Raw genomic sequence first — 21,927 nt, forward strand, 5'->3', positions numbered from 1 at the left:
ATGGTCCCCTCCTGGGGAGAGTACCGACGACAGCAGACCCAGAGACTGACCGGTCGCGACCGTGAGATCCAGGCGACCGCGCGGGCGCACACCGAAGGCGAGCCCACAGAGGTGCACTACTTTCCCGAGCCCACGCCGCCCCGCAGGAGACCCGGACCTCAGCGCTGAACGGGCTCAGGGGGACAGCAGAAGGCCTGCGCCGTCGGATGCCGGGGCATCTGGGAATCCCGTGAGAATCGACGGGCTGGTCACGACCGCGCCGATAGCGTCGAAGCATGGATATCGACACCAGACGACCCCAGGTTCGCCGTGCACGCATCCTCTCGCCCCTGTTCGGGATGGCGGTCACGGCTGCGCTGCTGGCCGGATGCGCCGCCCCCGCGTCCCCCACCCCGACGGTCACGCAGACGGTGACGGCATCCGCTGATCCCGCGCCGAGTCCGTCGCCCAGCGCATCCTCCACGCCGGCCGCGGGCGTCAGCCCATCGGGCATCCGAGACGTGGAACTCGGCACGCCCTACGACGAAGCCGTGGCGGCGGCGGGTGCCGCTCCGGTTGACGCCTGCCCGTGGCTCGCGTCCACGGAGGCCGACGGATACATGCTCACCGTTCAGCGCCCCGAGGTCTCGGAACAGGACCCCGCGGTGGTCGACCTCGTGCAGGTGTCCGCCTCACCCGTCGACCTCGAAGGCAAGCCGGCCGTCGGCCCGCTGACCGCTGAGGGGATCGGTCTCGGTTCCCGGCTCGACCAGGCGCTGGCCGTCTACCCCGACGCGGTCGAAGTCGAGAGCGTCGGCGATCGCCGCTATCTCGCGATCGAGTCGGGAGCCGGCACCGGTTCGGTCTTCCTGACCTATACCGCCGGAACCGACATCATCTGGGGCGTGACGGCGACGACCCTCGACGAGCCGCCGTACGAATCCTGCGCCTGAGCGCGGGCGTGAGGCGGGAGCATCCGGAGTCGAGTGTAAGGCGGCAGGCGACAGGAGGATCAAGATTCGTCGTCCCGCGCGACGAATCTGGAGCCGACCGCCTCACCGCACACGTAGCGAACGATCAGTGCGAGCCCAGGCAGCGTGCACCGTCATCGGCATCGTCGTGGGGTAGCGACGACCTATCTCGTCGCCAACGGGATCTGTAGCGGTGGCCGGACCCTCTGGTGGTATGACGTCGACGGCGGATCCGTGATCAACCGTCGTTCATCCGCACCGTTCTGAGCAGTCGACTGAAAGGACTCTCCATGCGTTCATGGCTGATCTACATCATTCTCGTCGGGGCTGCGCTTGCCGCCCTGGCGCTGCTCGCAACTTCCTTCCCATCGGTAGCCTCCGGGGTGTTCCTCATCGGAACTCCGATCGTCGTGGTCGCCGCAGGGCTGGGCGCTAAATTCGTACAACGCAGGAACAAGTCCGCGCACGCCAAGACGTCATAGGCCGAGTCGCCGACAGAGAGCTAACGGCCCCCACGAGCTCTTCTCGTGGGGGCCGTCTCGTGTCCAAGTCGTGAAGCGCGCGACGCCAGCGGCGAGTGGTCTGTCGACAGGCTGTCGGTCTCCTTGGGTGTTCGGAAGGCTGATGAGCGAAACGTCACCAGCGTGTGATTGTGCTGTAGATTGCATACAGATAGCACACAATTTGCGCTCAGCCTGATGGGAACGAGAAGTCATGGTCGACAACCTCAGCGAGAGTACTCATGACGTGATCGTCGTGGGCGGCGGCAACGCCGGTTTCACCGCGGCGCACGCTGCGGCCACACGCGGGCGCCGGGTGCTCCTCCTCGAGCGCGGTCCGGTCGGGATGCACGGCGGCAACAGCTATTACACGGCTGGCGCCACCCGTATCGCGCACGGAGGCCTGGACGATCTGCGTGACACCCTGGAACCAGACGAACGACATGAGCGCTCTATCGTCCCGCCGTATTCCCCCGCAGAATATGCGGCGGACCTCGCACAGGTGACGGATGGTCGCAACGACCCTGACCTCACCGCGGTGCTCGTCGAGGAGAGCGGGCCGACGCTGCGTTGGCTGACGAGGCTCGGTCTGCGATACCGGCTGATGTACGAACGACAGGCCTACGAGCGCCCTGATGGTTCTTTCCTGTTCTGGGGAGGCCTGCACGTCGGAAACGTCGGCGGCGGAGAGGGCCTCATCGCCGATCACACCCGCATCGCCGATGAGCTCGGAACAGATGTCCGCTACGGCATCGAGGTCCGCGATCTGCTCGTCTCGGAAGACGGGCGGGTGATCGGCGTCTGCGCCGTCGACCCCGAGGGCGAGCTCGTCGAGTACCGAGCAGAGAGTGTGATCCTCGCTGCCGGAGGCTTCGAGGCGAGCGCAGAGCTGCGGCGAAAGCACCTCGGTGAAGGCTGGCAGCACGCCGTCGTCCGCGGCACGCCGTACAACACCGGCCGGATGCTCGAAGCAGCCATGGCGATCGGAGCCGACAGCGGCGGCGACTGGTCGACGGCGCACAGCGTGCAGTGGGATGCCGAAGCGCCGGACAACGCGAGCAATCGCGAGCTCACCAACCGCCTCACGCGTCAGAGCTACCCGTTGGGAATCATCGTCAACGCCGAGGGCCGACGATTTCTCGATGAGGGGGCGGACTTCCGCAACTACACGTACGCGAAGTACGGTGGCGTCATCCTGAAGCAGCCGGGCTCTGTGGCTTACCAGATCTTCGATGCCGGATTGCGCCCGATGCTACGCACGGAGGAGTACGACATGCCTGGCGTCGGCGTTCACGAAGCCGACACGATCGCCGATCTCGCACGTTCCATCGGGGTGCCCACAGGCGCTCTGACGGAGACGGTCGAGACCTTCAATTCGAGCATCGACACGACCCATGTGCTCGACCCGACCATTAAAGACGGCCGCAGAGCGAACGTCACGCCGCCGAAGAGCAACTGGGCGTCAGCCCTCGCGACTCCCCCGTTCTTCGCCTACCCGGTGACGTGCGGGATCACCTTCACCTTCGGCGGTCTGCGCGGCGACACCGACGGTCGAGTCCTCCGCGCAGATGGGACGGCCATCCCCGGTCTGCTCGTCTGCGGAGAGATGCTCGGCGGGCTCTTCAGCGGGAACTACCCCGGCGGCTCCGGCCTCGCTGCCGGAATCGTGTTCGGACGACGTGCCGGAAGCATCGCCTGACGGCGGTGACCGCCCGGCTAAAATGCGTGCGCATGGCTTTCAGTCTCCGACCAGGACGATCGAGGAAGCGCGCAGGGAAGTGAGTCAGATATGAGTTCGTCGGTCCCGACGGCTGCAGACGGCATGAGCGAGCTGCTCGCCGGTTACCGCCCCACGACCGCATCACGCGGCGGAGCGGTCGGCGACACCGTCTACGCGATCCGGGAAGCGATCCTCGACGGCGTGCTCGCGCCCGACGTCTGGCTGCGTGAGGTCGTGTTGTCCGAGGCCCTCGGCGTCAGTCGCACCCCGGTCCGCGAAGCGCTCAACCGACTCGAAGAAGAGGGGCTCGTCGCGCGCACGCCCGGCGTCGGGGCCCAGGTCACGAGGCTCTCGTTCGAAGACATGTCAGCGGTGTACCAGGTGCGCGGCAGCCTCGAGTCGTTGGCGGCGGAGTACGCGACACGGCAGGGAAAGCCCGAGCACTTCGAACAGTTCCAGAGGCTGCAGGAGCGCATGTCCGCAGCGACAGCGGCCACGGACCTCGACGACTTCTACCGAGCGAACGTCGACTTCCACCATCTGCTCTCCGTCGCGGCCGACAACGCCTACCTGTCGCGCCTGCTGGCGACGGTCGAAGTCGCCATCCGCCGGTTCGGCACTCGGTCGCTGAGCCCTGAGCGCATGCGCGACGTTCTCGACGAGCACGCCGCCATCATCGACGCGATGGTCGCCGGCGACCCCGAGAGAGCGGGTGCCGCCGCCGCATCGCACGCCTCGAGCGCCCGGACGTCGTCTCTCAGTCGACTGCTCGGCCGTCCGATCTGAGCAGCGGGCGATTCGCCCACTCGCCTCGACCACGCCTGCCTCACTCGCGGGTGTCCTCGCGTACGCGACCCCGTCAGTCCTCCCCCGGAGGATCGCGAACCGCGGCCTCCCAGATCCCGGATGCCGTCAGCGCGGCAACCTGAACGACCATCACCGACGCGACCCCGAACGCCGACGCGACGGCGCCCGCGAACAGCGGGGTCGCGAGTTGCGCGACACGGTTTCCGAGCAGCCGCATCGCCAGTCCGCTCGAGCGCTGACGGGCCGGCAGCGCGACCGCCACGGCGGTCATCGTCAGCGGCTGTCCCATACCGAGCAGGAACCCGCCGATCGCAAGGGCACTGAACATCACCGCCGGCGCGGGGAGAGCGGCGATCACCGCCAGGCATATGGCCGCGCCGAGCACACTCGTGACCAGCAGCACACGCTGCCCGACGCGCCTTCCGAGCGGGCCGAGCAGCAGCCTCGACAGCATCGACGAGATGCCTCGCACCGCGAGCATCGAACCGACCACGACGGGAGAGATTCCTGCCTGCGCGCCCAGAACCGGCAGATACGCGGTGAGGATGTCGACCGAGGTGAGTACAGCCGCGCTGACGACGATCGAGCGTGTCACTCCCGGAGTGCGAAGGATCGCACCGAAGCCGGCGGCATCGTCGCTTCCCGGCGAGCCGTATCGTCGCACCGCGCCGCTTGCGAAGACCGCTGCCACCGGCACCGCCAGGACGGCGCACAGCGAGAAGGTGAGAGAGATGCCCTCTCGAGTCGGGTTCACCGGCCCTACGGTGAACCCGGCGAGCAGCGGTCCCACCGCCTGCCCGAGCGCCATGCCGGCGGTCATCCACCCGAAACCGTCGTTGTATGCGGCCGCGGGCGCGGAGCGCGATATCCACGCCTGAGCGCCGAGCAGGACGCCGAGGTTCGAGACACCGACCAGCGCGCACGCGACGATGAGCGCTGCAAGAGTCGTGGCCATCGCTCCGACGATGCATGCGGCGATCAGGAGCATGCCCGAGAAGAAGGGCACGATCGCGATTCTCGATAGCCGACCGGCGAATGCCCCCAGCGGAAGTGCGATGAGCATCGGCAGAACGGCGAACGACGCCGCGATGATCCCGATGGTCGCGGGATCCGCGCCGAGCTCGAGGCCTGCGTAGCTGGCTGCGGGACGCACAGCGAAGAGCACGATCTGGGACAGCGACGCGCCGAGCAGCGGACGCCACAGCCACCCTCCGCGCTCAGGGGCGGCCACGCGTGTCCGTGCCGCCGTCACAGCACCATCAGTATTCGCGCGGGTACACGCGGCCGTCCATGAGTCGGCGCGCTGTGCGCACCACGCCGAGCGATCGAATGGCGCCATCCGAACCGATCTCCGCCTGCGCCTCGGTGATTCCGAGCGGATGCCGGATGCGCAGTCCGCTTCTGGCACCGCCGGCAGATTCGGCGACGACGGTGCCGGGGATCGATGCGGCTGCGGCGAGGCAGAGCGCCCCGGTCATGGGCAAGCCACGATGCACGCGCCCCATCGAGAACGCGATGATCTCGATGTCGGCGTCCGCAGCGGCGGACGCACCCACGAGCATGAGCCTCGGCACAGCAGGAGCGTTCCGTGTCGCGTCGTTCGTGTCGACGGCGCGACCGAGGGCCACCGTGATCGAGGCACGCACTCGTTCGGCATTCGCGAGGAAGACGGCATCCGAATTCAGCTCGGCGACGGAGCGCCCCATCACCTCGCCGACGGCATCCAGGCGTGCGAAGGCGTTCGGGTGCGCGGCGTCCACGAGGGACACGGTCACCTCGCCGATTGAGGTCTCGATCGTGTTGGTCGGAGCCCCGAGAGGAAGCAGTGAGCCGAGCACTCCACCTGCCGGATCGAGGTATCGCGTCACGACGGGCGAGCCGGTCCCTGGCACTCCCGCGATCGCCAGGTCGCCGGTCGTCGCCGCCCGGCCATCCGGTGTCTCGACGTCGGCGAGTATCTCCACACCAGTGTTGCCGTTGATGAGGCGCACCCGAGTCAGCGGCTCGGTGACGCTGACCAGGCCCTCGTCGATCGCGAACGGGCCGACTGCCGTCGTGAGGTTTCCGCAATTGCCAGACCAGTCGACCTGCGCGGTATCGGTCCCGACCTGGGCGAACCAGTAGGTGATGGCGTCTCCCGGCCCCGGCTCAACGATCACCGCCTTGCTGGTGCTCGACACGGTGCCGCCCATACCGTCGATCTGAAGGGGGTCGGGGCTTCCCATGATGCCGAGCAGCACGCGATCACGCTCAGGGCCGTCGGGCGGAAGATCGGATGCGTGCAGGAACACGCCCTTGCTCGTGCCACCTCGCATGTAGACGGCGGGAATCGATCTCGCGTTCACTTGATGCCTATCTGATCGGGCCGGCGCTCACGCGATCCGGACCACGTGGCCTTCGTGTCCGGGAACGGCGGGGAACCGCTCCTCGATGAGCGGGTCGTGGCCGGCGATGACGAGCCCGGAGGTCGCTGCTTCCCGCATCGTGTCGAATGCGCGATACATGTCGACGACATCAGCATGCACGGCGAACGGCTTGTCCTGCTCGATGTTCTCGAAGAAGTGAGAGGAGTCCGATGCGAGCACGACCACACCCTTCTCCGTCCGTACGTACGTCGCCTGCATCCCCGGTGTATGACCGCCGACCTTCTGCACCCACACGCCATCGACGACCTCGTGAAGTCCGTCGACCAGCTGCACGCGCCCCTCGCCGTTCAGCCTGACGACGCGCTCGATGTCTGCGGTCTCGGTGTGCCGGGCGAACTCCCCCCGCGACGCGTACGGTCCGGTCCAGAACCCCAGTTCGTCCTTCTGCAGGACGAACGTCGCCGCGGGGAACGCATCGAGATCGCCGCAGTGGTCGTAGTGCAGGTGCGAGAGGATCACGATCGGCACAGTGGCGGGATCCACACCGATCCGTGACACCGCCTGATGCGGATCCTCCCAGTGGTCGCGCTGCCTGGTGCGATTCGTCTCTGCGGTGAAACCGGCGTCGAGAAGGATGTCCTGTCCGGGTGATCGGATGACCCACACGTAGTAGTCGAGTCGCATGTGCTCGTCATGCGGATCGCCGTCCGGGCCGAGGAAGAAGTGTCCGCGGACACCGGTGAGGTTCTGTCCGTACTTCACCGCGTAGATCTCGTGCACGCTCGGCTGCGACATCAGACCTCTCCTTCGATCACCTTCACCACCGCCGTGTGGTACGCCTTACCGTATCCAGCGTCGATGGTCCGGCCGAGCAGATCGTGCGCCAGGGTCGCCGAAGGCAGGGTGACCCCCAGTTGCTCTGCGAGGTCGAGCGCGTAGCCGATGTCCTTGCGCATGTACTCCGCCGGGAAGATGCCTTCGCCGTGCACATCGGGCAGGAGCGCCTTGCGGCCGTGGTTCTCGAGGGTAAAGCTCGCCGCCGAGCCCTGGCCGAGCGCGGTCCATGCGAGCTCCGGGTCGACGAGGCCGGTCCGGCGGATCAGGGTGAGCGCCTCGGAGAGCGCAACCACGGTCTCGAACACCACGAGGTTGTTCACGAGCTTGATGAGAGCTCCCGCGCCGTTCGGCCCACACAGGATGACGTCTGATGCCATCGTCTGCAGCAGGGGCTCGACCCGGGCGAAGGCCGCCGGGTCGCCGCCGGCCGTGATGCTCAGGGTGCCGTCGATCGCCGCCTGGCGCGTGCGTGCGACGGGCGCGTCGATGAAGTGGGCGCCGCGCTCGATCGCCGCGGCGCCCACCCGCTCGGCGACCTCGACGGGGATGGTCGAGAGATCGACGATGACCGCTCCGGCTCGTGCGTGCGTGAGAACCCCGTCTTCCCCCAGAACGACCGCCTCGACCTGAGGGCCTCCGGGGAGCGAGAGGAAGATCACGTCGCTGCGGGCCGCGACCTCGGCGACGGATGCCGCGCGCTCCGCGCCCACCTCCACCAGGCGATCCACCGCGTCGGTGGACATGTCGAACACCGACACCGGCAGCCCCGATCGGCGGGTCACGTTGGATGCCTGCCCTGAGCCCATGACCCCGAGTCCGATGAATCCGATCCGTTCGATCGCGACCGTCGTGCTCATGATGCGACCCCCGCGGTCTCTCGTTCGGCGACAGGAGCCTGCGCGGCGGCACTGCCGACGTGCGATTCTGCGGCCGCGTTCGTCCCGGCGATGCGCCCGAAGACGGCTCCGCGCACGAGGCCGGCACCCGCGCCGTAGTTGTGGAAGAAGAAGCCACCGGTGATCTCACCGGTCGCGTAGAGCCCGGTCATCGGCTGACCCTCCTGGGTGATGACCCTCGCGTCGCCGTCGATCTTGATCCCGCCGTAGGTGAAGGTGATCCCGCACATCACGGGGTAGCAGACGAACGGTCCTTCGGTGATCGTGCGGGCCCAGTTCGACTTCGCGGGCTGCCCCACCGGTTCCGCCGAGACTCCGTCGAGCGCGAACGGATCGGCGCGGTCCTCTGCGTCGGGGGCGACGGCAGCGTTGTAGTCGGCGACCGTCTGCAGCATCCCGCGCTTGTTGACTCCCAGCTTGTCTGCGAGTTCTTCGAGAGTGTCTGCGACGACGGGGGTGCCTGTCGAGTAGCGCGGTTCGAGGAGATGTGCGGTCTTCTGATCGAAGATCTGGTAGGCGATGCCGCCCGGCTGCGCGCGCACAGCCCATCCCGTCTTGGCGTAGGTGAGGAAGACGTTGTCCTCGCCCTCGTCGATGAATCGTCGTCCGTCGCGGTTGAGCAGCAGCGCGTACGGGTAGGAGTAGCGGCTCATCTTGTCGGTGAGGCGCAGATCGCCGATGGGGGGAGCCGCGGCATCGATCGGCACCGCATGCGCACCTCCCCAGTGCCCGACCGGCTGCGCGCCGGCCGCGATCGACTTGGTGTGCATCTGCCCCATGTTGAACCGCGTGCCGCGGACCTTGACGAGGTCCCACCCCGGGCCGAGGTATCGCAGACGCATCTCGGGGTTGGACTCGAACCCACCGCAGCCGAGGATCACGGTGCCGAAGACGTCGACGAACTCGGCCCCCGTGCGCACACGGATGCCGTGCACGGTCGAGCCGGTCGCGATCAGGTCATGAGCCGGAGAGTCGTACCAGACCTCGATGTCGGTCGCCTCGACAGCCGCATACAGGTCGTCGATGAGCCCGACGCCTTCATGCAGCGTCCGCAATGCTCCTCCGGGGGCCAGCGTGATGGTGGTGCCGTCATCGACCTTCGACGGATCGACGAGCTTGTTCGCCGTGAGCTCCCACTTGACGCCCTTCGAGTGCATCCACTGGACGGTCTCGAAGGAGCGCTCGATGGTGATGCGTACGAGGTCGGGATCCTGGCGTCCCTCGGACGTACGGTTCCAATCTGCGGCGTAGTCCTCGCTCGAGTACGGCGCCACGGCGACGCGGGGGTACCACTGCTCGTTCGAGGGGTCGAGGATGGGCTTCAGCGAGTCGAGGCCGTCGTGCGTGACGCGGAAGATCGCCCCGGTGAAGCGGCTGTTGCCGCCGCGGAGTTCTCGGCTCGCGGCCTCGAGCACCAGGACGCGCGCGCCGGCGTCATGGGCGGCAAGCGCAGCGGTGAGTGCCGCGTTGCCTCCTCCGGCGACGATCACGTCGTATCGGTGTCCTTCGGTCTGTGTGGTGGGGTGGTGCACGGTCATCGGTGATGCTCCTTTGGATGAGTGACGTGTGGGGCAGCTCGTGCTGCGGATCAAGTGCGGATCACGAAGGGGTCGCGATCCTCCGTGGAGGTGTCGATCATCACGTTCTTCACGAACGTGTAGTCATCGAGGGCTTCCTCGCCCCGTTCGCGGCCGTAGCCGCTCTGCTTCGTGCCGCCGAACGGCGCCTGCGCGGCGGACGTGCGATAGGTGTTCACCCAGACGACGCCCGCTTCGAGCGCCTCCGTCATCCGGAACGCCCGGGAGACATCGCTCGTCCACACGCCGGCGGCGAGCCCGTACTCGGTGTCGTTCGCGATGCGGATCGCGTCGGCTTCGTCGTCGAACGGGATGATCGACAGCACGGGCCCGAAGACCTCGTCCTGCGCGAGAGCGCTCGCGGGGTCGACATCGGCGAAGACCGTCGGCTCGATGTAGAAGCCGTCGTCGAGTGCGGCGCCGTTCGCCCGCCCGCCTCCTGCCGCGAGCGACGCACCCGACGACTTCGCCGCGTCGATGAGTGCGAGAATGCGGTCGAACTGGGGGCGGTTCGCGACCGGTCCCATCTCGGTCGCGGGGTCACGGGGGTCGCCGAGTCGCACCCGGCCGGCGCGCTCCGCGACCGCATCCCGCACTTCCGAGTAGACCGCCCGCTGCACCAGCAGTCGCGAGCCAGCGACGCAGGTCTGTCCTGCGGCGCCGAAGATCCCGGCGACGGCACCTTGCACGGCCCGACGAAGATCAGCGTCCTCGAAGATCACATTCGGCGATTTTCCACCGAGCTCGAGGCTCACGGGGATCAGCCGCTCGGCGGCGTTCGCGGCGATGCGGCGACCCACTGCTCCTCCCCCCGTGAGGCTGATCATGTCGATCCCGGGATGGCGCGTGAGCAGATCACCGGTCTCGCCGGCACCCGTTATGACGTTGATGACTCCGGGCGGGAATCCGACCTCGATCGCCAGTCGCGCAAGCTCTGTGGTCGTGATGGATGCGTGTTCGCTCGGCTTCACCACCACGGTGTTGCCCGTCGCGAGTGCGGGCGGCAGCTTGTTCGCAAGGAGAGCGAGCGGGCTGTTCCACGCGGTGATGAGCGCGCACACACCCCGGGGCCGACGCACCGTGTAATCGAAGACGGCCGGATTGTCGAGGGGGATCGTGCGCCCGTAGAGCTTGTCGGCGTACCCCGCGAAGAAGCGGAGGTTCCTCGCGACGAAGCTCATCTGAGGTCGGGTCTCGCGGATCACCTTGCCGTTGTCGGTGGTCTCCCACTCGGCGAGACGGTCGGCGTGCTCCTCGACGGCATCCGCGAGCCGGTTGAGAAGCCGAGCTCGCTCCACACCGGGTGTCGCCCGCCATGCGGGGAACGCTGCACGAGCTGCGGACACGGCAGCATCGACATCCCCCGCCGTGGCCACCGGCACCGTGCCCCATACCTGTCCGTTGAAGGGATTGACGGCATCCGTCGTCGCGGCGTCGGAGGCGGACACCTGCCTGCCGTCTATCAGCATCTGCGCGTGGATCATCTCTTGCCTGGTCTCTCTGATCGTTCGTGGAAGTCTGTGTCGCGGGGTCGACGGATCAGCCCTCAGGTCTCGCCTCGGGCCTGTCGTCTCGCACGCGGCTATCCGCTGCGGGCCGCTCGGCGCCCCATCGCTCGGTACTCCGGCAGCTCGAGGGCCGCGACCTCGATCTCGTCACCGCCGAGCGCACCACCGCGAAGAAGCGAACGCTGCTCGCTGGCGCCGTCGGTCTCTGCGATCTGGCCGAGTTCGATGTGATAGGCCCTGTTGCTGTGCGAGATCGCCAGCGCGGCATTCTGTTCTGCCACCAGCACGCTCAGACCATCGGCGTTCAGCTGTGCGACGACCTGGAAGATCTCGCGCACCAAGAGCGGCGCGAGCCCCAGTGAGGGTTCGTCGAGGATGAGCAGTCGCGGCGATCCCATGAGCGCTCGCCCGACCGCGACCATCTGCTGCTGCCCACCAGAGAGACTTCCCGCATCCTGTCTCGCCTTCTCCTGGAGGATCGGGAACAGGCTGTACACGAGTTCGAGGTTCTCAGCGCCTCGCCGTCGCCGCTCACCACGCGGCAGCGGAACGGTCCCCAGAGTGAGATTCTCCTCGACCGTCATGCTGCCGCAGAGCTCGCGTCCTTCCGGGACGAGCAGCAGTCCTCGGCGCGCGCGCTCGTCTGTCGTGAGGGTCGTGATGTCTTCGCCGTCGAAGGCGACCGTTCCCGCCCGCACCGGCAGGAGGCCCGCCAGGGTCCGTGCGATCGTGGACTTGCCCGCGCCGTTGAGTCCGATCATGGCGACGATCTCGCCTGTTCCGACGTTCAGCTCCGCATCGAGCAGGACATCCGGTCCCTTGCCGTATCCGGCTCTGAGGTCTGTGGCTTCAAGCAACGTCCTCCTCCTTTCCGAGATACGAGTCGATGACCCGTTGGTCCTTGGCGACCTCCGCGGCGGTACCGTCGGCGATCTTGTGCCCGAACTCCAGGACGACGACGTGGTCGGCGATCGACAGCACGAACGGCATATTGTGCTCGACGAGCAGGATCGTGGTGCCCCGCTCGCGGAGTGCCGCGAGAAGCCCACGGAGCGCCAGCGCCTCTTCGGGGTGCAAGCCGGCGGCCGGCTCGTCGAGCAGCAGCGTCTGCGCTCCGGTCATCAGGGCCTTCGCGATCTCGATCAGTCGCTGCTGGCCGTATGGGAGCTCGTGCACCCGCTTGTCGGCGAGATGATCGAGGCCGAGCGCCACCAGCGTCGCCCGGGCCTCCTCCTCCAGACGTTCGTCGCTCCTGCGCACCGAGGGGAAGGCGAGTATCGAGTTCCAGAACGACTGCGCCGAGCGCCAGTGCCCCGCGACCATGATCGTCTCCAGCACCGTCAGCTCCCGGAATGACCGGACGAGCTGGAAGGTGCGAGCGATACCGGCATCGAGGATCTTCGCCGGTGCGAGGCCCGTGATGTCCCGCCCGTCGAGCGTGACCGTCCCTTCGCTCGGGCGGTGGAGACCGGCGATGCAGTTGAACATCGTCGTCTTTCCCGCCCCGTTCGGACCGATGAGCGCCGTGAGCTTTCCGCTCGCGACCTCGAAGCTCACATCCGACAGCGCGGTGTTGCCTCCGAAGCGCTTCGTGACGCCGTCGACGATGAGGCTCATGCTGCGACCTCCTCGGTCGGATCGGTGCGTCGTCGCCGAGTGATCCTGGCGATGAGCGAGCGGATGCCGCCGACGATGCCGCCCGGCAGGAACAGCAGGAGCGCGAGCACCACCAGACCGAACACGAGGTTCTCAGCCTTCTCGAGGAACACCAGCCACTCCGGGAAGAAGACGATGACCGCTGCTCCGACGATCGCGCCGACGCGGCTCGACATACCGCCGATGATGACGATGAGGAGTACCTCGATCGAAGTGTCGAATCCGAACGAGTCAGGAGTGACGACCTGCGTGTGATGCGCGTAGAGCACGCCGGCGGTCGCGGCCAGTCCTCCGCCGATCATGAACACGAGCGTCTTGTACCGTGCGACGGGAATGCCGAGTGCCGCGGCGCCCGCCGGATCATCGCGCAGGGCGAGGAACGAACGCCCTGCGCTCCGCTGCGTGAGGTTGCGCACCAGCCAGTACGACAGCACGAGCACGCCGAGCACGATGTAGGGGAAGCGCAGCTGAACCCATTCGCCGAGGTACTGCGCACCGGGGATGCGGATGCCGTCGTGACCGCCGGTGATGGGGGCGAGCTGCACGAGCAGCGTCTCGACGATGAGGCCGAGGGCGAGGGTGCCGAGGGCGAGGAAGTGGCCGTGTATTCGGAGCAGCGGGACGCTGATGAGGTAAGCGAGCGCCATGCCGAGTGCGATGGCCCCGACCCAGGCGATCGGCGCCGGGATGCCGAGCTTCGTCTGCAGGATGACTGACGTGTAGGCCCCGACGGCATAGAACGCTGCCTGTCCGAGCGAGATCTGTCCGGTGTAGCCGAGGACGAGCGTGAGGCTCAGGGCAAGGATGCTCCAGATCGCCACATCCTGCAGAAGACGCATCGTGTACGCGCTTCCGATGAAGGTCGGCAGCAGGATGACGACCGCGCTGACGACGATCTCGACCCAGAAGCTCGTGCGCTTCACGCCGTGGCGGCGCGTGCGCGGATTCTCCACCTGGGTGCGGATGGCGGTGGTGCTCATGCGTGGGCTCCGCTCTGTCGGACTCGAGCCGGCATCAGGACCAGGGCGAGGAAGAGGATCGCATACGCGATGACGGGTGCGTAGGCGCTGCTGATGTAGTACGACGACAGCATCTCGATCAGACCGATCACGACACCGGCGACCATGCCGCGGTACACGCTCGACATCCCTCCGATGACGGCGGCTGCGAAGCCCTTCACCGCTATCGACAGCCCCATCTCGGGCCCTGCGCCGATCAACGGGGCGACGAGCATTCCGCCGATGACCGTGACCACGACGCTGAGGATGAAGGCGATCGTGATGAGCCGGGACACCCTCACGCCGCTGACCGCCGCAGCTGTGCGGTTCAGGCCGACCGCCCGCAGGGAGACCCCTGTGAGCGTCTTCGTGAAGAAGAACCACACTCCGCCGACGAGCGCCCAGGAAACCACCACGATGAGCAGCGACTGGCTCTGGATCGAGATGCCTCCGAGGGTGATCGGCGCGCCGGGGAACACGGCGTCGACGCCGTACTTCGTGTTGCCGATGAAGAGCTCGACTGCCGCGGTCAGCACGAGGCCGAAGGCGATCGTGGCGACCACCATGTTCGTGGTGGGAGCGCCCCTCTTGACCATCGGTCGATGAAGGCCGTATCGGAAGAGGAGGGCGAGAAGGAGAGCGACCACGATGACCCCGAGGATCACCAGCGGGTACCCGAGTCCCACCTGCATGAGAAGCAGGTAGGTCGTCATGGCACCCACCATGAGCAGCTGTCCCTGGGCGAAGTTGACCAGGCCGGTGGCGTGGTAGATCACCAGGAACCCGAGCGCGATCAGTCCGTAGATCGAACCGAGCGCGATCCCGCTCACTGCGAGCTGGAGGAATGTAGACATCGTGGTCGCCCTCTGTCGGTGCGGTCGGCGTCAGGGACGCGTCGAGGGGACGTCGTTGCGGTACATCGCGAACTCGCCGTCCTCGATCGTCCAGAACGTCTGGAAGTCGTCGCTCGGCGCGCGATGGTCACCGAAACCGAAGCTCAGGCTCGAGCCGTCTCGTCCCGACACCGCGTCGTCGAGCGTCACCTCGCCGAGAGCGTCCGCGAGAGCCTGACCGCCTTCATAGTCACTGCCCTTGAGCCCCTCGGCCAGCATCATCATGCTGTCGTAGGCGAGTGCGGAGAACGTGTGGGCAGGGTCGTCATCGGCGCCGTACTCCTCGGTGTAGGCGTCGATGAATTCCTTCGTCGAGGCCTTGTCGAGGTCGATGACGCTCGGGAAGATGAGTCCGTCACCCGCGTCGCCGGCGATCGAGAGGAATGCCGCCTGGTTGAGGGCTCGTCCACCGATCACGTCGACATCCCACCCGATCTGGTTGACGGTCTTCATGAACACCGCGGCATCTTGGCCGTAGCTGAAGAGGTAAATCGACTCGCATCCCGCGTCGCGGAGGCTCAGCACCTGGGGTGTGAGGTCGGTGGCGTTGACCTCGTGCGAGACGGTCTGAGTGACGTCGAGGCCGTTGTCGGCGAAGACCGCCTCGATCGACGCGATTCCGCTCTGACCGTATTCCGTGGTGTCGGCGACGGCGCAGATCGACGCGTAGTCCGCGTCGAGGAAGAACTGCACCGTCGCGCCGACGTTGTAGGTGTTGTTCTCAGTGACCTGGAACGTGAGGTCGTAGCCGGGGCTCTCGGGATCGATCAGCCCGTCGGCCTGGGCGATCGTCACGAGCTGGACGACGCCCGCCTCGGTGATGACCGGGTTGTTCGCGAGAACAGGACCCGAGTTCGGGCCGCCGAGCACTGCGATGACGTCATCCTCGGTGATCATCCGCTGCGCTGCCGCGGCGGACTTCGTCGGGTCGGCCTCGTCGTCGACCGACACCAGCTCGATGGTGCGGTCGAGTTCACCGCTGTCGTTGAGGTGCTTCACCGCGAGCTCGAAGCCGTGCTGCGCTGGGACGCCCAGCGATGCCGAGCCGCCCGTGAGCGGGCCGATGTAGCCCACCTTGATCGTGTCACCGGAGGCGGAACCTCCGCCACCGGAGCCGCCCTCGGCGTTGCTGCTGGCGGGTGCGCAGCCGGTCAGCGCGAGCCCTGCCGCCAGGGCGACGGTCATGGCGGTGACTGCGGGACGTGAGTTCGACGAGCTTTTCACGGGGCCTCCTTGCTCCGATTAAAGATTGTATGCAGCCGGTATACCGACCCGAGATCAGAGTAGCGAGGGCGGCACCTGCTGTCAACGAACGGGTTCACCCCCAGATGGTCACGGCGCTCGTCGAAAGTCGCTGCGATATCAACCGACACCCACTCGATACCGCTCTCGGGGCCCGCCTGATCTGAGCAACGACCACGAGACGAGCGATCGTCAGCTCCCGCCTAGACCTGCACTGCGGCCGCGGTCGATCCGCGTTCCACGACATGAGAGTGCGGCGACGGCGCCGCCGAAGCCGTCACGCCGAGAGCGCCTCGCGCTGCGCGGCGGCCGTAATCGAACGCTTCGATCCGCACGGTGGTGAGAGCAGGCGCCGTGAACTCACCCCACCCCGCATCGTCGAAGCCGATGAGCGACAGATCTTCCGGAATGCGGATGCCGCTCATGGCAGCCGCCCGCAGGACGCGAGCCGCCGAGCGGTCGTCGAAACCGGCCACAGCAGTGACGCCCTCCTCCACCATCGCCGTCAGAGCACCGGCGTCTACATCCGATCCATCGGGGAGCGTGAGTCGCACCGGTCGAGCGATGTTCAGCACTGCCGCCGACTCGCACAGATGGCGCTCACGGAGGGTGACCATCGCAGTGACGTTCTGCGATGCGGGCTGCGCGAATGCGATGCGGGTGTGCCCGAGGTCGGCCAGGTGGCGGACCTGCGTGAGAGTGTGCGATGCGAGGCCGTCGATCCACCCGCCGTCCTGGCCGTCGCTCTCCGCGCCGGAGTAGATCGCACCGAGGTCGATCACGGCGCGTGGGGAGATCGCATCGATCGTGCGGGTGAGCGCATCACCGCGTGAGGGCAGCACTGCGACCGAATGGCCGTGGCGAGCGAGTTCACCACCCAGGCCATCGAGAAACGAATCGAGCGCCGTGCCACGAGGGAGCCCGCCGATAGCGACGACGACCGTTCGCGTGGTGCCTTCGCGGAAAGCGCGGGCGAGCACGGTCGGGTATCCCAGTTCCCGCGCCGCGCTGCGCACCCGCTCACGCGTGCCGTCGGGGATCGTCTGTCCGGGTGTGTCGTTGAGCACGAAGCTCACGGTCGTCGCCGAGACCCCGCTCGCCCGAGCGATGTCCCGGACGGTCGGAGTCTTGCGCGAATTCCCAGCCACACCGACAGCCTAGAGTCACTAATGTTGTTTAGTGAATCCAGTCTGCTGAACGAGGAGTATGAGATGAAGTCGGTGCTGATCACAGGTCCGGGAACCACAGAGGTGCTCGATGTCGAGCAGCCCACGGCGGGACCCCGCGATGTGCTGGTGAAGATGAAGGCCTGCGGAATCTGCGGGTCGGATCACATGTACACGACCTACGGAGGCATCCCGCCCCGTCAGGGCGCCACGCCGCTGGGGCACGAGCCCGCCGGCGAGGTCGTCGAGGTCGGCTCCGAGGTGGACGGAGCGAAGGTCGGCGATCACGTCGTGGTCAACGTCATGGCCACGGTCGACGGACTTCTCGGCAGCGGTGGAGCCCAGGGCGGGTTCAGCGACTACATCGTGCTGAAGGACGCCCGGCCCGGAGTGCAGTTCCGGGTCATCCCTGACGAGATCCCCTGGGAGGTCGCGGCGCTCAACGAACCGATGGCCGTCGCCCGGCACGCGACCAACCGCACCGGCTCGAAGCCCGGCGACAAGGTGGTCGTGTTCGGCGCGGGACCTATCGGACTCGGCGCAGTCCTGGGATTCAAGGCGCGCGGCGCGGGCCATGTCGTGGTCGTCGACATCGTTCCCAACCGGCTCGAGAAAGCGCTCCTCATCGGAGCGGATGCGGTGATCAACTCGGCGGAAGAAGATGTCTTCGCGCGCTTGATCGAGGTGCACGGCACTGCCCCCCAGGTCGTCGGCGTGCGCGGGGAGCGCCCGGATTCGGACGTGTACCTGGATGCGGCCGGCGCACCCGCCGTGATCGCCACAGCCACGGCGGCCGCCAAGCAGGGAGCGACCCTGGGCATCGTCGCCGTCCACAAGAAGCCGGTCGAGATCGACTTCGGCGCACTGCTCACGACCGAGCTCACCGTCGCGCTCTCGATGGGGTACCCCACCGAGATCTTCGAGGTCACCGACGACATCATCGCGAACTGGCGCAAGTACGAACTGATCATCAGCGACCGCATCCCGTTCGACCGGGTGCAGGAAGCCCTGGCGCTGGCCGCCACACCAGGAGCAGCCGAGAAGGTCGTCGTCACCTTCGCGTGACGATGAGAGGAGACGAGAAGATGCCCGTGATCGAGCGACTACCACCCACCACGGCACTGATCGTCGTCGATGTGCAGACCGGAACGCTGCCGAACGCGCGAACCGTGCCCGCCGACGACCTCCTGCCGCGGGTCAAGCAGTTGATCGATGCCTTCCGACGCTCCGATCGCGACGTCAGCTTCGTGGTGTCGAGCGGCACGGCCGCCGGCGCGACGGAGTATGGACCCGGTGGACGAGTGTGGCCGGAAGGCTTCGCCGACCTCGCTCCCGGGATCGAGAACCGCGACGACGAGCCGGTCTATCCACGTGCCGGATGGAGCGCTTTCGCCGGAACACCCCTTGCCCGCGACTTCAGCATGCAGCAGATCACGGACGTCGTCGTCGTCGGACTCGCAACGACCTTCGGTGTCGAATCGACAGCTCGAGCCGCAGCCGACCTGGGCTTCAACGTCACGGTGGTCGTCGACGCGGTGTCTGATCCCGACCCCGCAGGGCACGAGCGCTCGGTGACCCGGGTCTTCCCGGCGCTCGGAAGAGTCACCACCACGCAGGACCTGGTGGGAGCGCTCTAGTCGAGAAGCTGCCCGCGGGCGCAGACCGCTTCCGAGCGATCGGCGATCAGCCTCTTCTCATGGATGCTCTCATGAAGGATCTGGGCACCTTGTCTTCTCGCCGCGCGGATGCGGACGCCCAGCGGATTGAGTTCGACCTCCCTCGAATGCGGGAACTCGTCCGCGGGGACACGACCTAGTCGCAGTGCCCATGACCGGGCGGTCGGGCCGTGGCGATGCCGGTGAACTCGTCCACCTCCTGACGGACCGCCACGGGCTTGACGGCGATCTGAGAACGGGCCATGGGGCCGTCCGACGAGTTCCCGGCACCCCGGGCGTCACCCTGCGGGAGCTGCATACGGTGCTCGTCCCGCCGATCGTGCACTGATGGCCGCTGGCTCGGACTAGTCGCTCGGCGCGACGCTTCCACTCACGCGCTCTCGGCTTCCTCAGGCTTCCGGGATCTCGAGACCCCAGGTCGAGGGGTCCACCTCATCGGGGTCGGGGCCGCCCCGGACTCCGCGGTCGAGGGCATCGATGTCGGCCAGTTCCGCAGCGGAGAGGTCGAAGCCGAAGACGTCGATGTTCTGGGCGATGCGCGCGGGGTTCGTGGATTTGGGGATGACGGATCGCCCCTGTTGGAGGTGCCAGCGCAGCATGACCTGCGCCGGCGTCTTTTCATGGGCCGCCGAGATCCTGGCGATCGTGTCGTCATCCATGACGCTCCTGCGATCATCGCCCCATCCGGGGTAGAAGGTGATCCCGCCGATCGGGGACCACGCCTGCGTGACTGTGCCCGCTTCTGCGTTCGCCCGCTGCACCGCATCCTGCGTGTAGTACGGGTGCAGTTCCACCTGGTTCAGCGCGGGGATGACGGTCGTCTGCTCCCGAAGGGCCGCGAGGTGGTGGGGCATGAAGTTACTCACCCCGATGGCTCGCAGCCGACCGTCGTCGAGAAGTCGCTCGAGCGCGCGATACGCCGCGACGGTGCGCTCGAAATGCTGAGGCATGGGCTGGTGAAGGATCAGGAGATCGATCTGCGAGACGCCGAGCTTCGCCGCACTCTTCTCGAACGCATGCAGGGTCTCGTCGAAGCCGTAATCGCTCACCCAGACCTTCGTCTCGATCACGACATCGGTGGGGTCGACTCCGGATCGGCGGATCCCCTCGCCGACCTCGCGTTCATTCCCGTATCCGGCCGCGGTGTCGATGTGGCGGTAGCCGGCCTGGAGCGCGGTCTCGACGGCGCCGACTGTCTCTTCCGGTGCGCTCTGGAAGACGCCCAGCCCGATTGCGGGGATGCGGACGCCGTTGTTCAGGGTGATCAGTTCGTTCACGATTCCTCCGAGAAGTGAGTTTTTCAGGTGTGGTCGATGGCGATGTCGCCGCCGCGCACCTCGGCGATCGAGTCGGTTCGAGCGAGGGAGCCCAGCAGCGCGACTCGTTCGGCTGTGGGTGACGACGGTTCGAAGGTGTAGACGAGCATCGTCAACCCGCGCTCAGTATTGAGGTCGAACGACTCGTAGGCGAACTCGAGCGCGCCGACCGCCGGGTGTCTGTACCGCTTGGTACCGCGCTGATAGCGGATGACGTCGTGCTGCGCCCAGAGCGCGCGGAATTCGGGACTCTGTGTCGACAGCTGTCCGACGAGCCGGATGGTGTCCTCGTCGTACGGATCCTGTCCTGCCGCCTGGTGCAGTAAGGCCACGATGTTGCGTTTGCCCCGATCATGGTCGACGTAGAAATCCTTCGCGCGGCTGTCCAGGAACTGGAAACGGGCGCCGTTGAACGTCGCGCTCGCGAGGTCGGACGGTGTCAGCCCGTAGAGCGCCGCCCCCAGACTGTTGGCCGCCACGATGTCCAACCTCGCGTTCTGGACCAGCGCGGGCACGACCAGCGAATCGAGCACCGCTTGCACGGTCGAAGTGATCGCAACGTGGGCCGTGCGCCGTGGAGCACGGCGGCGGGGCGTGGTCGTGATCTCCACGAGATTCATCAGGTGCTCGCGTTCGATGTCGTCGAGCTGGAGGGCGCGGGCGATGGCTTCGAGAACCTCGCGAGACACACCGCGCGTCTTCCCGCGCTCGAGCCTCGCGTAGTAGTCGGTGCTCACACCCGCGAGATAGGCGACTTCTTCCCTCCGCAAACCGGGAACCCTGCGGTGCCCGGAGAAGGCGACCACACCCGCTGTCTCCGGAGTGATCCGAGCGCGCCGGGATACGAGGAAGCTGCTGATCTCGTCAGGCGTGGACATGTCAGGCCGGGTCGATGGTGAGATCGATGGCCTCGGGGGTCACATCATCGGGGTCGATCGCCCCTCTGCGGCCGGTGTCCAGACCGTCTATGGCGGCCAGCTCCGCATCGGTCAGACTGAAGTCGTAGACGGCGAGGTTCTCTGCGATCCGCGCGGGGGTCACGGATTTCGGGATCGCACTGCGTCGGTTCTGGAGGTGCCAACGGAGGATGACCTGGGCGGGAGTTCTGCCGTGGGCATCCGCGATGGCGCGGATGGTCTCGTTCTGCAGCGGAGGGACGGCTCCGTTCTCGCCTGCCCACCCGTAAACACCGCCGATCGGCGACCATGCCTGAGTCGCGATTCCGAGTTCTGCATGAGCGGCGACTTGTGCGGGCTGCTGAAAGTTCGGGTGCAATTCGACCTGATTCACCGCGGGCACCACATCCGTGTCCTTCGTGAGGGCCCTCAGGTGCTCGGGACTGAAGTTCGCGACGCCGATCGCTCGCACGCGGCCTTCGGCGAGCAACCCTTCGAGTGCACGGTACGCGGCGACAGTGCGAGCCCAGTCGGCGGGCCACGGCCAATGCAGCAGGTAGAGGTCGAGGTAGTCGACGCCGAGCTTCGCGATGCTCGTCTCGAACGCACGCACAGTCTCATCCGTGCCGTAATCCGTCATCCAGAGCTTCGTGGTGAGAAAGATCTCCTCACGGCTCACACCGGAGTCGCGGATGCCGCGGCCCACTTCCCGCTCGTTGAAGTACCCGGCTGCGGTGTCGATCAGGCGGTATCCGCCTTGGAGAGCGGTGGCCACCGCAGCACTGGCTTCCGCTCCTTCGCTCTGGAGAACTCCGAGTCCGATCGTCGGAAGAAGGACTCCGTTGTTCAGGGTGATCATCGTGTCAGACATGACATTCCTCTCGTCGCTCTCCAGTCAACCTTCCGACGGCGAACCGTGGAAG

The 21,927-nt window shown here is 66.9% G+C and carries 22 protein-coding genes; 6 read left to right on the forward strand and 16 right to left on the reverse strand.

The window, feature by feature from the left end:
- The first annotated feature begins 275 nt into the window (after positions 1-275).
- The 4 genes from AB0P11_RS17160 to AB0P11_RS17175 all read left to right on the forward strand — a co-directional run bounded on the left by AB0P11_RS17160 (position 276) and on the right by AB0P11_RS17175 (position 3,956).
- Positions 276-932: a hypothetical protein gene (locus AB0P11_RS17160; protein WP_363523195.1), complete on the forward strand. Its 657-nt coding sequence runs from the start codon at positions 276-278 to the stop codon at positions 930-932.
- A 308-nt stretch (positions 933-1,240) separates the two neighbouring features.
- On the forward strand, positions 1,241-1,432 hold the full coding sequence (locus AB0P11_RS17165; protein WP_363523197.1) for a hypothetical protein: 192 nt from the start codon (positions 1,241-1,243) through the stop codon (positions 1,430-1,432).
- A 232-nt stretch (positions 1,433-1,664) separates the two neighbouring features.
- On the forward strand, positions 1,665-3,149 hold the full coding sequence (tcuA, locus tag AB0P11_RS17170; RefSeq protein ID WP_363523199.1) for an FAD-dependent tricarballylate dehydrogenase TcuA: 1,485 nt from the start codon (positions 1,665-1,667) through the stop codon (positions 3,147-3,149).
- A gap of 90 nt (positions 3,150-3,239) precedes the next feature.
- Positions 3,240-3,956, forward strand: a complete 717-nt coding sequence (locus AB0P11_RS17175) for a GntR family transcriptional regulator (RefSeq protein WP_363523201.1) — start codon at positions 3,240-3,242, stop codon at positions 3,954-3,956.
- Between the two features lie 73 nt (positions 3,957-4,029).
- On the opposite strand, the gene AB0P11_RS17180 is transcribed toward AB0P11_RS17175, so the two are convergent.
- From AB0P11_RS17180 to AB0P11_RS17235, 12 genes are all read right to left on the reverse strand, one after another.
- Entirely contained in the window at positions 4,030-5,208 is a 1,179-nt protein-coding gene (locus AB0P11_RS17180) for an MFS transporter (protein WP_363523203.1), read from the reverse strand.
- Between the two features lie 28 nt (positions 5,209-5,236).
- Positions 5,237-6,322 (reverse strand): PrpF domain-containing protein, encoded by a 1,086-nt coding sequence (locus AB0P11_RS17185; RefSeq protein ID WP_363523205.1) that lies wholly within the window; start codon positions 6,320-6,322, stop codon positions 5,237-5,239.
- A gap of 27 nt (positions 6,323-6,349) precedes the next feature.
- Positions 6,350-7,138, reverse strand: coding sequence for an N-acyl homoserine lactonase family protein (locus AB0P11_RS17190; protein ID WP_363523207.1), 789 nt, complete (start codon positions 7,136-7,138; stop codon positions 6,350-6,352).
- Positions 7,138-8,037 carry an NAD(P)-dependent oxidoreductase gene (locus AB0P11_RS17195; RefSeq protein ID WP_363523209.1) on the reverse strand — a complete coding sequence of 300 codons (900 nt, stop codon included), beginning with the start codon at positions 8,035-8,037 and terminating at the stop codon, positions 7,138-7,140. The genes AB0P11_RS17190 and AB0P11_RS17195 overlap by 1 nt, the downstream gene beginning before the upstream one ends.
- Positions 8,034-9,614 carry an FAD-dependent tricarballylate dehydrogenase TcuA gene (gene tcuA / locus AB0P11_RS17200; RefSeq protein WP_363523211.1) on the reverse strand — a complete coding sequence of 527 codons (1,581 nt, stop codon included), beginning with the start codon at positions 9,612-9,614 and terminating at the stop codon, positions 8,034-8,036. Before tcuA (AB0P11_RS17200) ends, AB0P11_RS17195 begins: the two co-directional genes overlap by 4 nt.
- Positions 9,615-9,664: 50 nt before the next feature.
- On the reverse strand, positions 9,665-11,137 hold the full coding sequence (locus AB0P11_RS17205) for an aldehyde dehydrogenase (protein WP_363523213.1): 1,473 nt from the start codon (positions 11,135-11,137) through the stop codon (positions 9,665-9,667).
- A 98-nt stretch (positions 11,138-11,235) separates the two neighbouring features.
- Positions 11,236-12,018, reverse strand: coding sequence for an ABC transporter ATP-binding protein (locus AB0P11_RS17210; protein WP_363523215.1), 783 nt, complete (start codon positions 12,016-12,018; stop codon positions 11,236-11,238).
- Positions 12,011-12,778 (reverse strand): ABC transporter ATP-binding protein, encoded by a 768-nt coding sequence (locus AB0P11_RS17215; protein ID WP_259162458.1) that lies wholly within the window; start codon positions 12,776-12,778, stop codon positions 12,011-12,013. Before AB0P11_RS17215 ends, AB0P11_RS17210 begins: the two co-directional genes overlap by 8 nt.
- Complete coding sequence (locus AB0P11_RS17220) at positions 12,775-13,797, reverse strand: branched-chain amino acid ABC transporter permease (RefSeq protein WP_363523218.1); 1,023 nt, start codon at positions 13,795-13,797, stop codon at positions 12,775-12,777. The genes AB0P11_RS17215 and AB0P11_RS17220 overlap by 4 nt, the downstream gene beginning before the upstream one ends.
- Positions 13,794-14,669, reverse strand: a complete 876-nt coding sequence (locus tag AB0P11_RS17225; RefSeq protein WP_363523220.1) for a branched-chain amino acid ABC transporter permease — start codon at positions 14,667-14,669, stop codon at positions 13,794-13,796. The genes AB0P11_RS17220 and AB0P11_RS17225 overlap by 4 nt, the downstream gene beginning before the upstream one ends.
- 30 nt (positions 14,670-14,699) lie before the next feature.
- Entirely contained in the window at positions 14,700-15,932 is a 1,233-nt protein-coding gene (locus AB0P11_RS17230; RefSeq protein ID WP_363523222.1) for an ABC transporter substrate-binding protein, read from the reverse strand.
- 221 nt (positions 15,933-16,153) lie between these two features.
- A complete protein-coding gene (locus AB0P11_RS17235; protein WP_363523224.1) occupies positions 16,154-17,098 on the reverse strand; it encodes a LacI family DNA-binding transcriptional regulator in 945 nt (314 codons plus the stop codon).
- Between the two features lie 63 nt (positions 17,099-17,161).
- Between AB0P11_RS17235 and AB0P11_RS17240 the strand changes: the two genes are divergently transcribed.
- Complete coding sequence (locus AB0P11_RS17240) at positions 17,162-18,181, forward strand: zinc-binding dehydrogenase (RefSeq protein WP_363523226.1); 1,020 nt, start codon at positions 17,162-17,164, stop codon at positions 18,179-18,181.
- 20 nt (positions 18,182-18,201) lie between these two features.
- The gene (locus tag AB0P11_RS17245) at positions 18,202-18,753 is read left to right on the forward strand and encodes a cysteine hydrolase (protein ID WP_363523228.1); all 552 of its coding nucleotides are present in this window, start codon (positions 18,202-18,204) and stop codon (positions 18,751-18,753) included.
- 175 nt (positions 18,754-18,928) lie between these two features.
- Here the strand turns inward: AB0P11_RS17245 and AB0P11_RS17250 are convergent, their stop codons facing one another.
- From AB0P11_RS17250 to AB0P11_RS17265, 4 genes are all read right to left on the reverse strand, one after another.
- Positions 18,929-19,090, reverse strand: coding sequence for a hypothetical protein (locus tag AB0P11_RS17250; protein ID WP_363523230.1), 162 nt, complete (start codon positions 19,088-19,090; stop codon positions 18,929-18,931).
- 91 nt (positions 19,091-19,181) lie between these two features.
- A complete protein-coding gene (locus tag AB0P11_RS17255; protein ID WP_363523232.1) occupies positions 19,182-20,069 on the reverse strand; it encodes an aldo/keto reductase in 888 nt (295 codons plus the stop codon).
- A 23-nt stretch (positions 20,070-20,092) separates the two neighbouring features.
- Positions 20,093-20,986 carry a helix-turn-helix transcriptional regulator gene (locus tag AB0P11_RS17260; RefSeq protein WP_363523234.1) on the reverse strand — a complete coding sequence of 298 codons (894 nt, stop codon included), beginning with the start codon at positions 20,984-20,986 and terminating at the stop codon, positions 20,093-20,095.
- 1 nt (position 20,987) lies between these two features.
- Positions 20,988-21,875, reverse strand: coding sequence for an aldo/keto reductase (locus AB0P11_RS17265; protein ID WP_363523236.1), 888 nt, complete (start codon positions 21,873-21,875; stop codon positions 20,988-20,990).
- Between the last annotated feature and the right edge of the window lie 52 nt (positions 21,876-21,927).

This window comes from Microbacterium sp. NPDC079176, from assembly GCF_040686675.1.
In the GTDB taxonomy this organism is placed as follows: domain Bacteria; phylum Actinomycetota; class Actinomycetes; order Actinomycetales; family Microbacteriaceae; genus Microbacterium.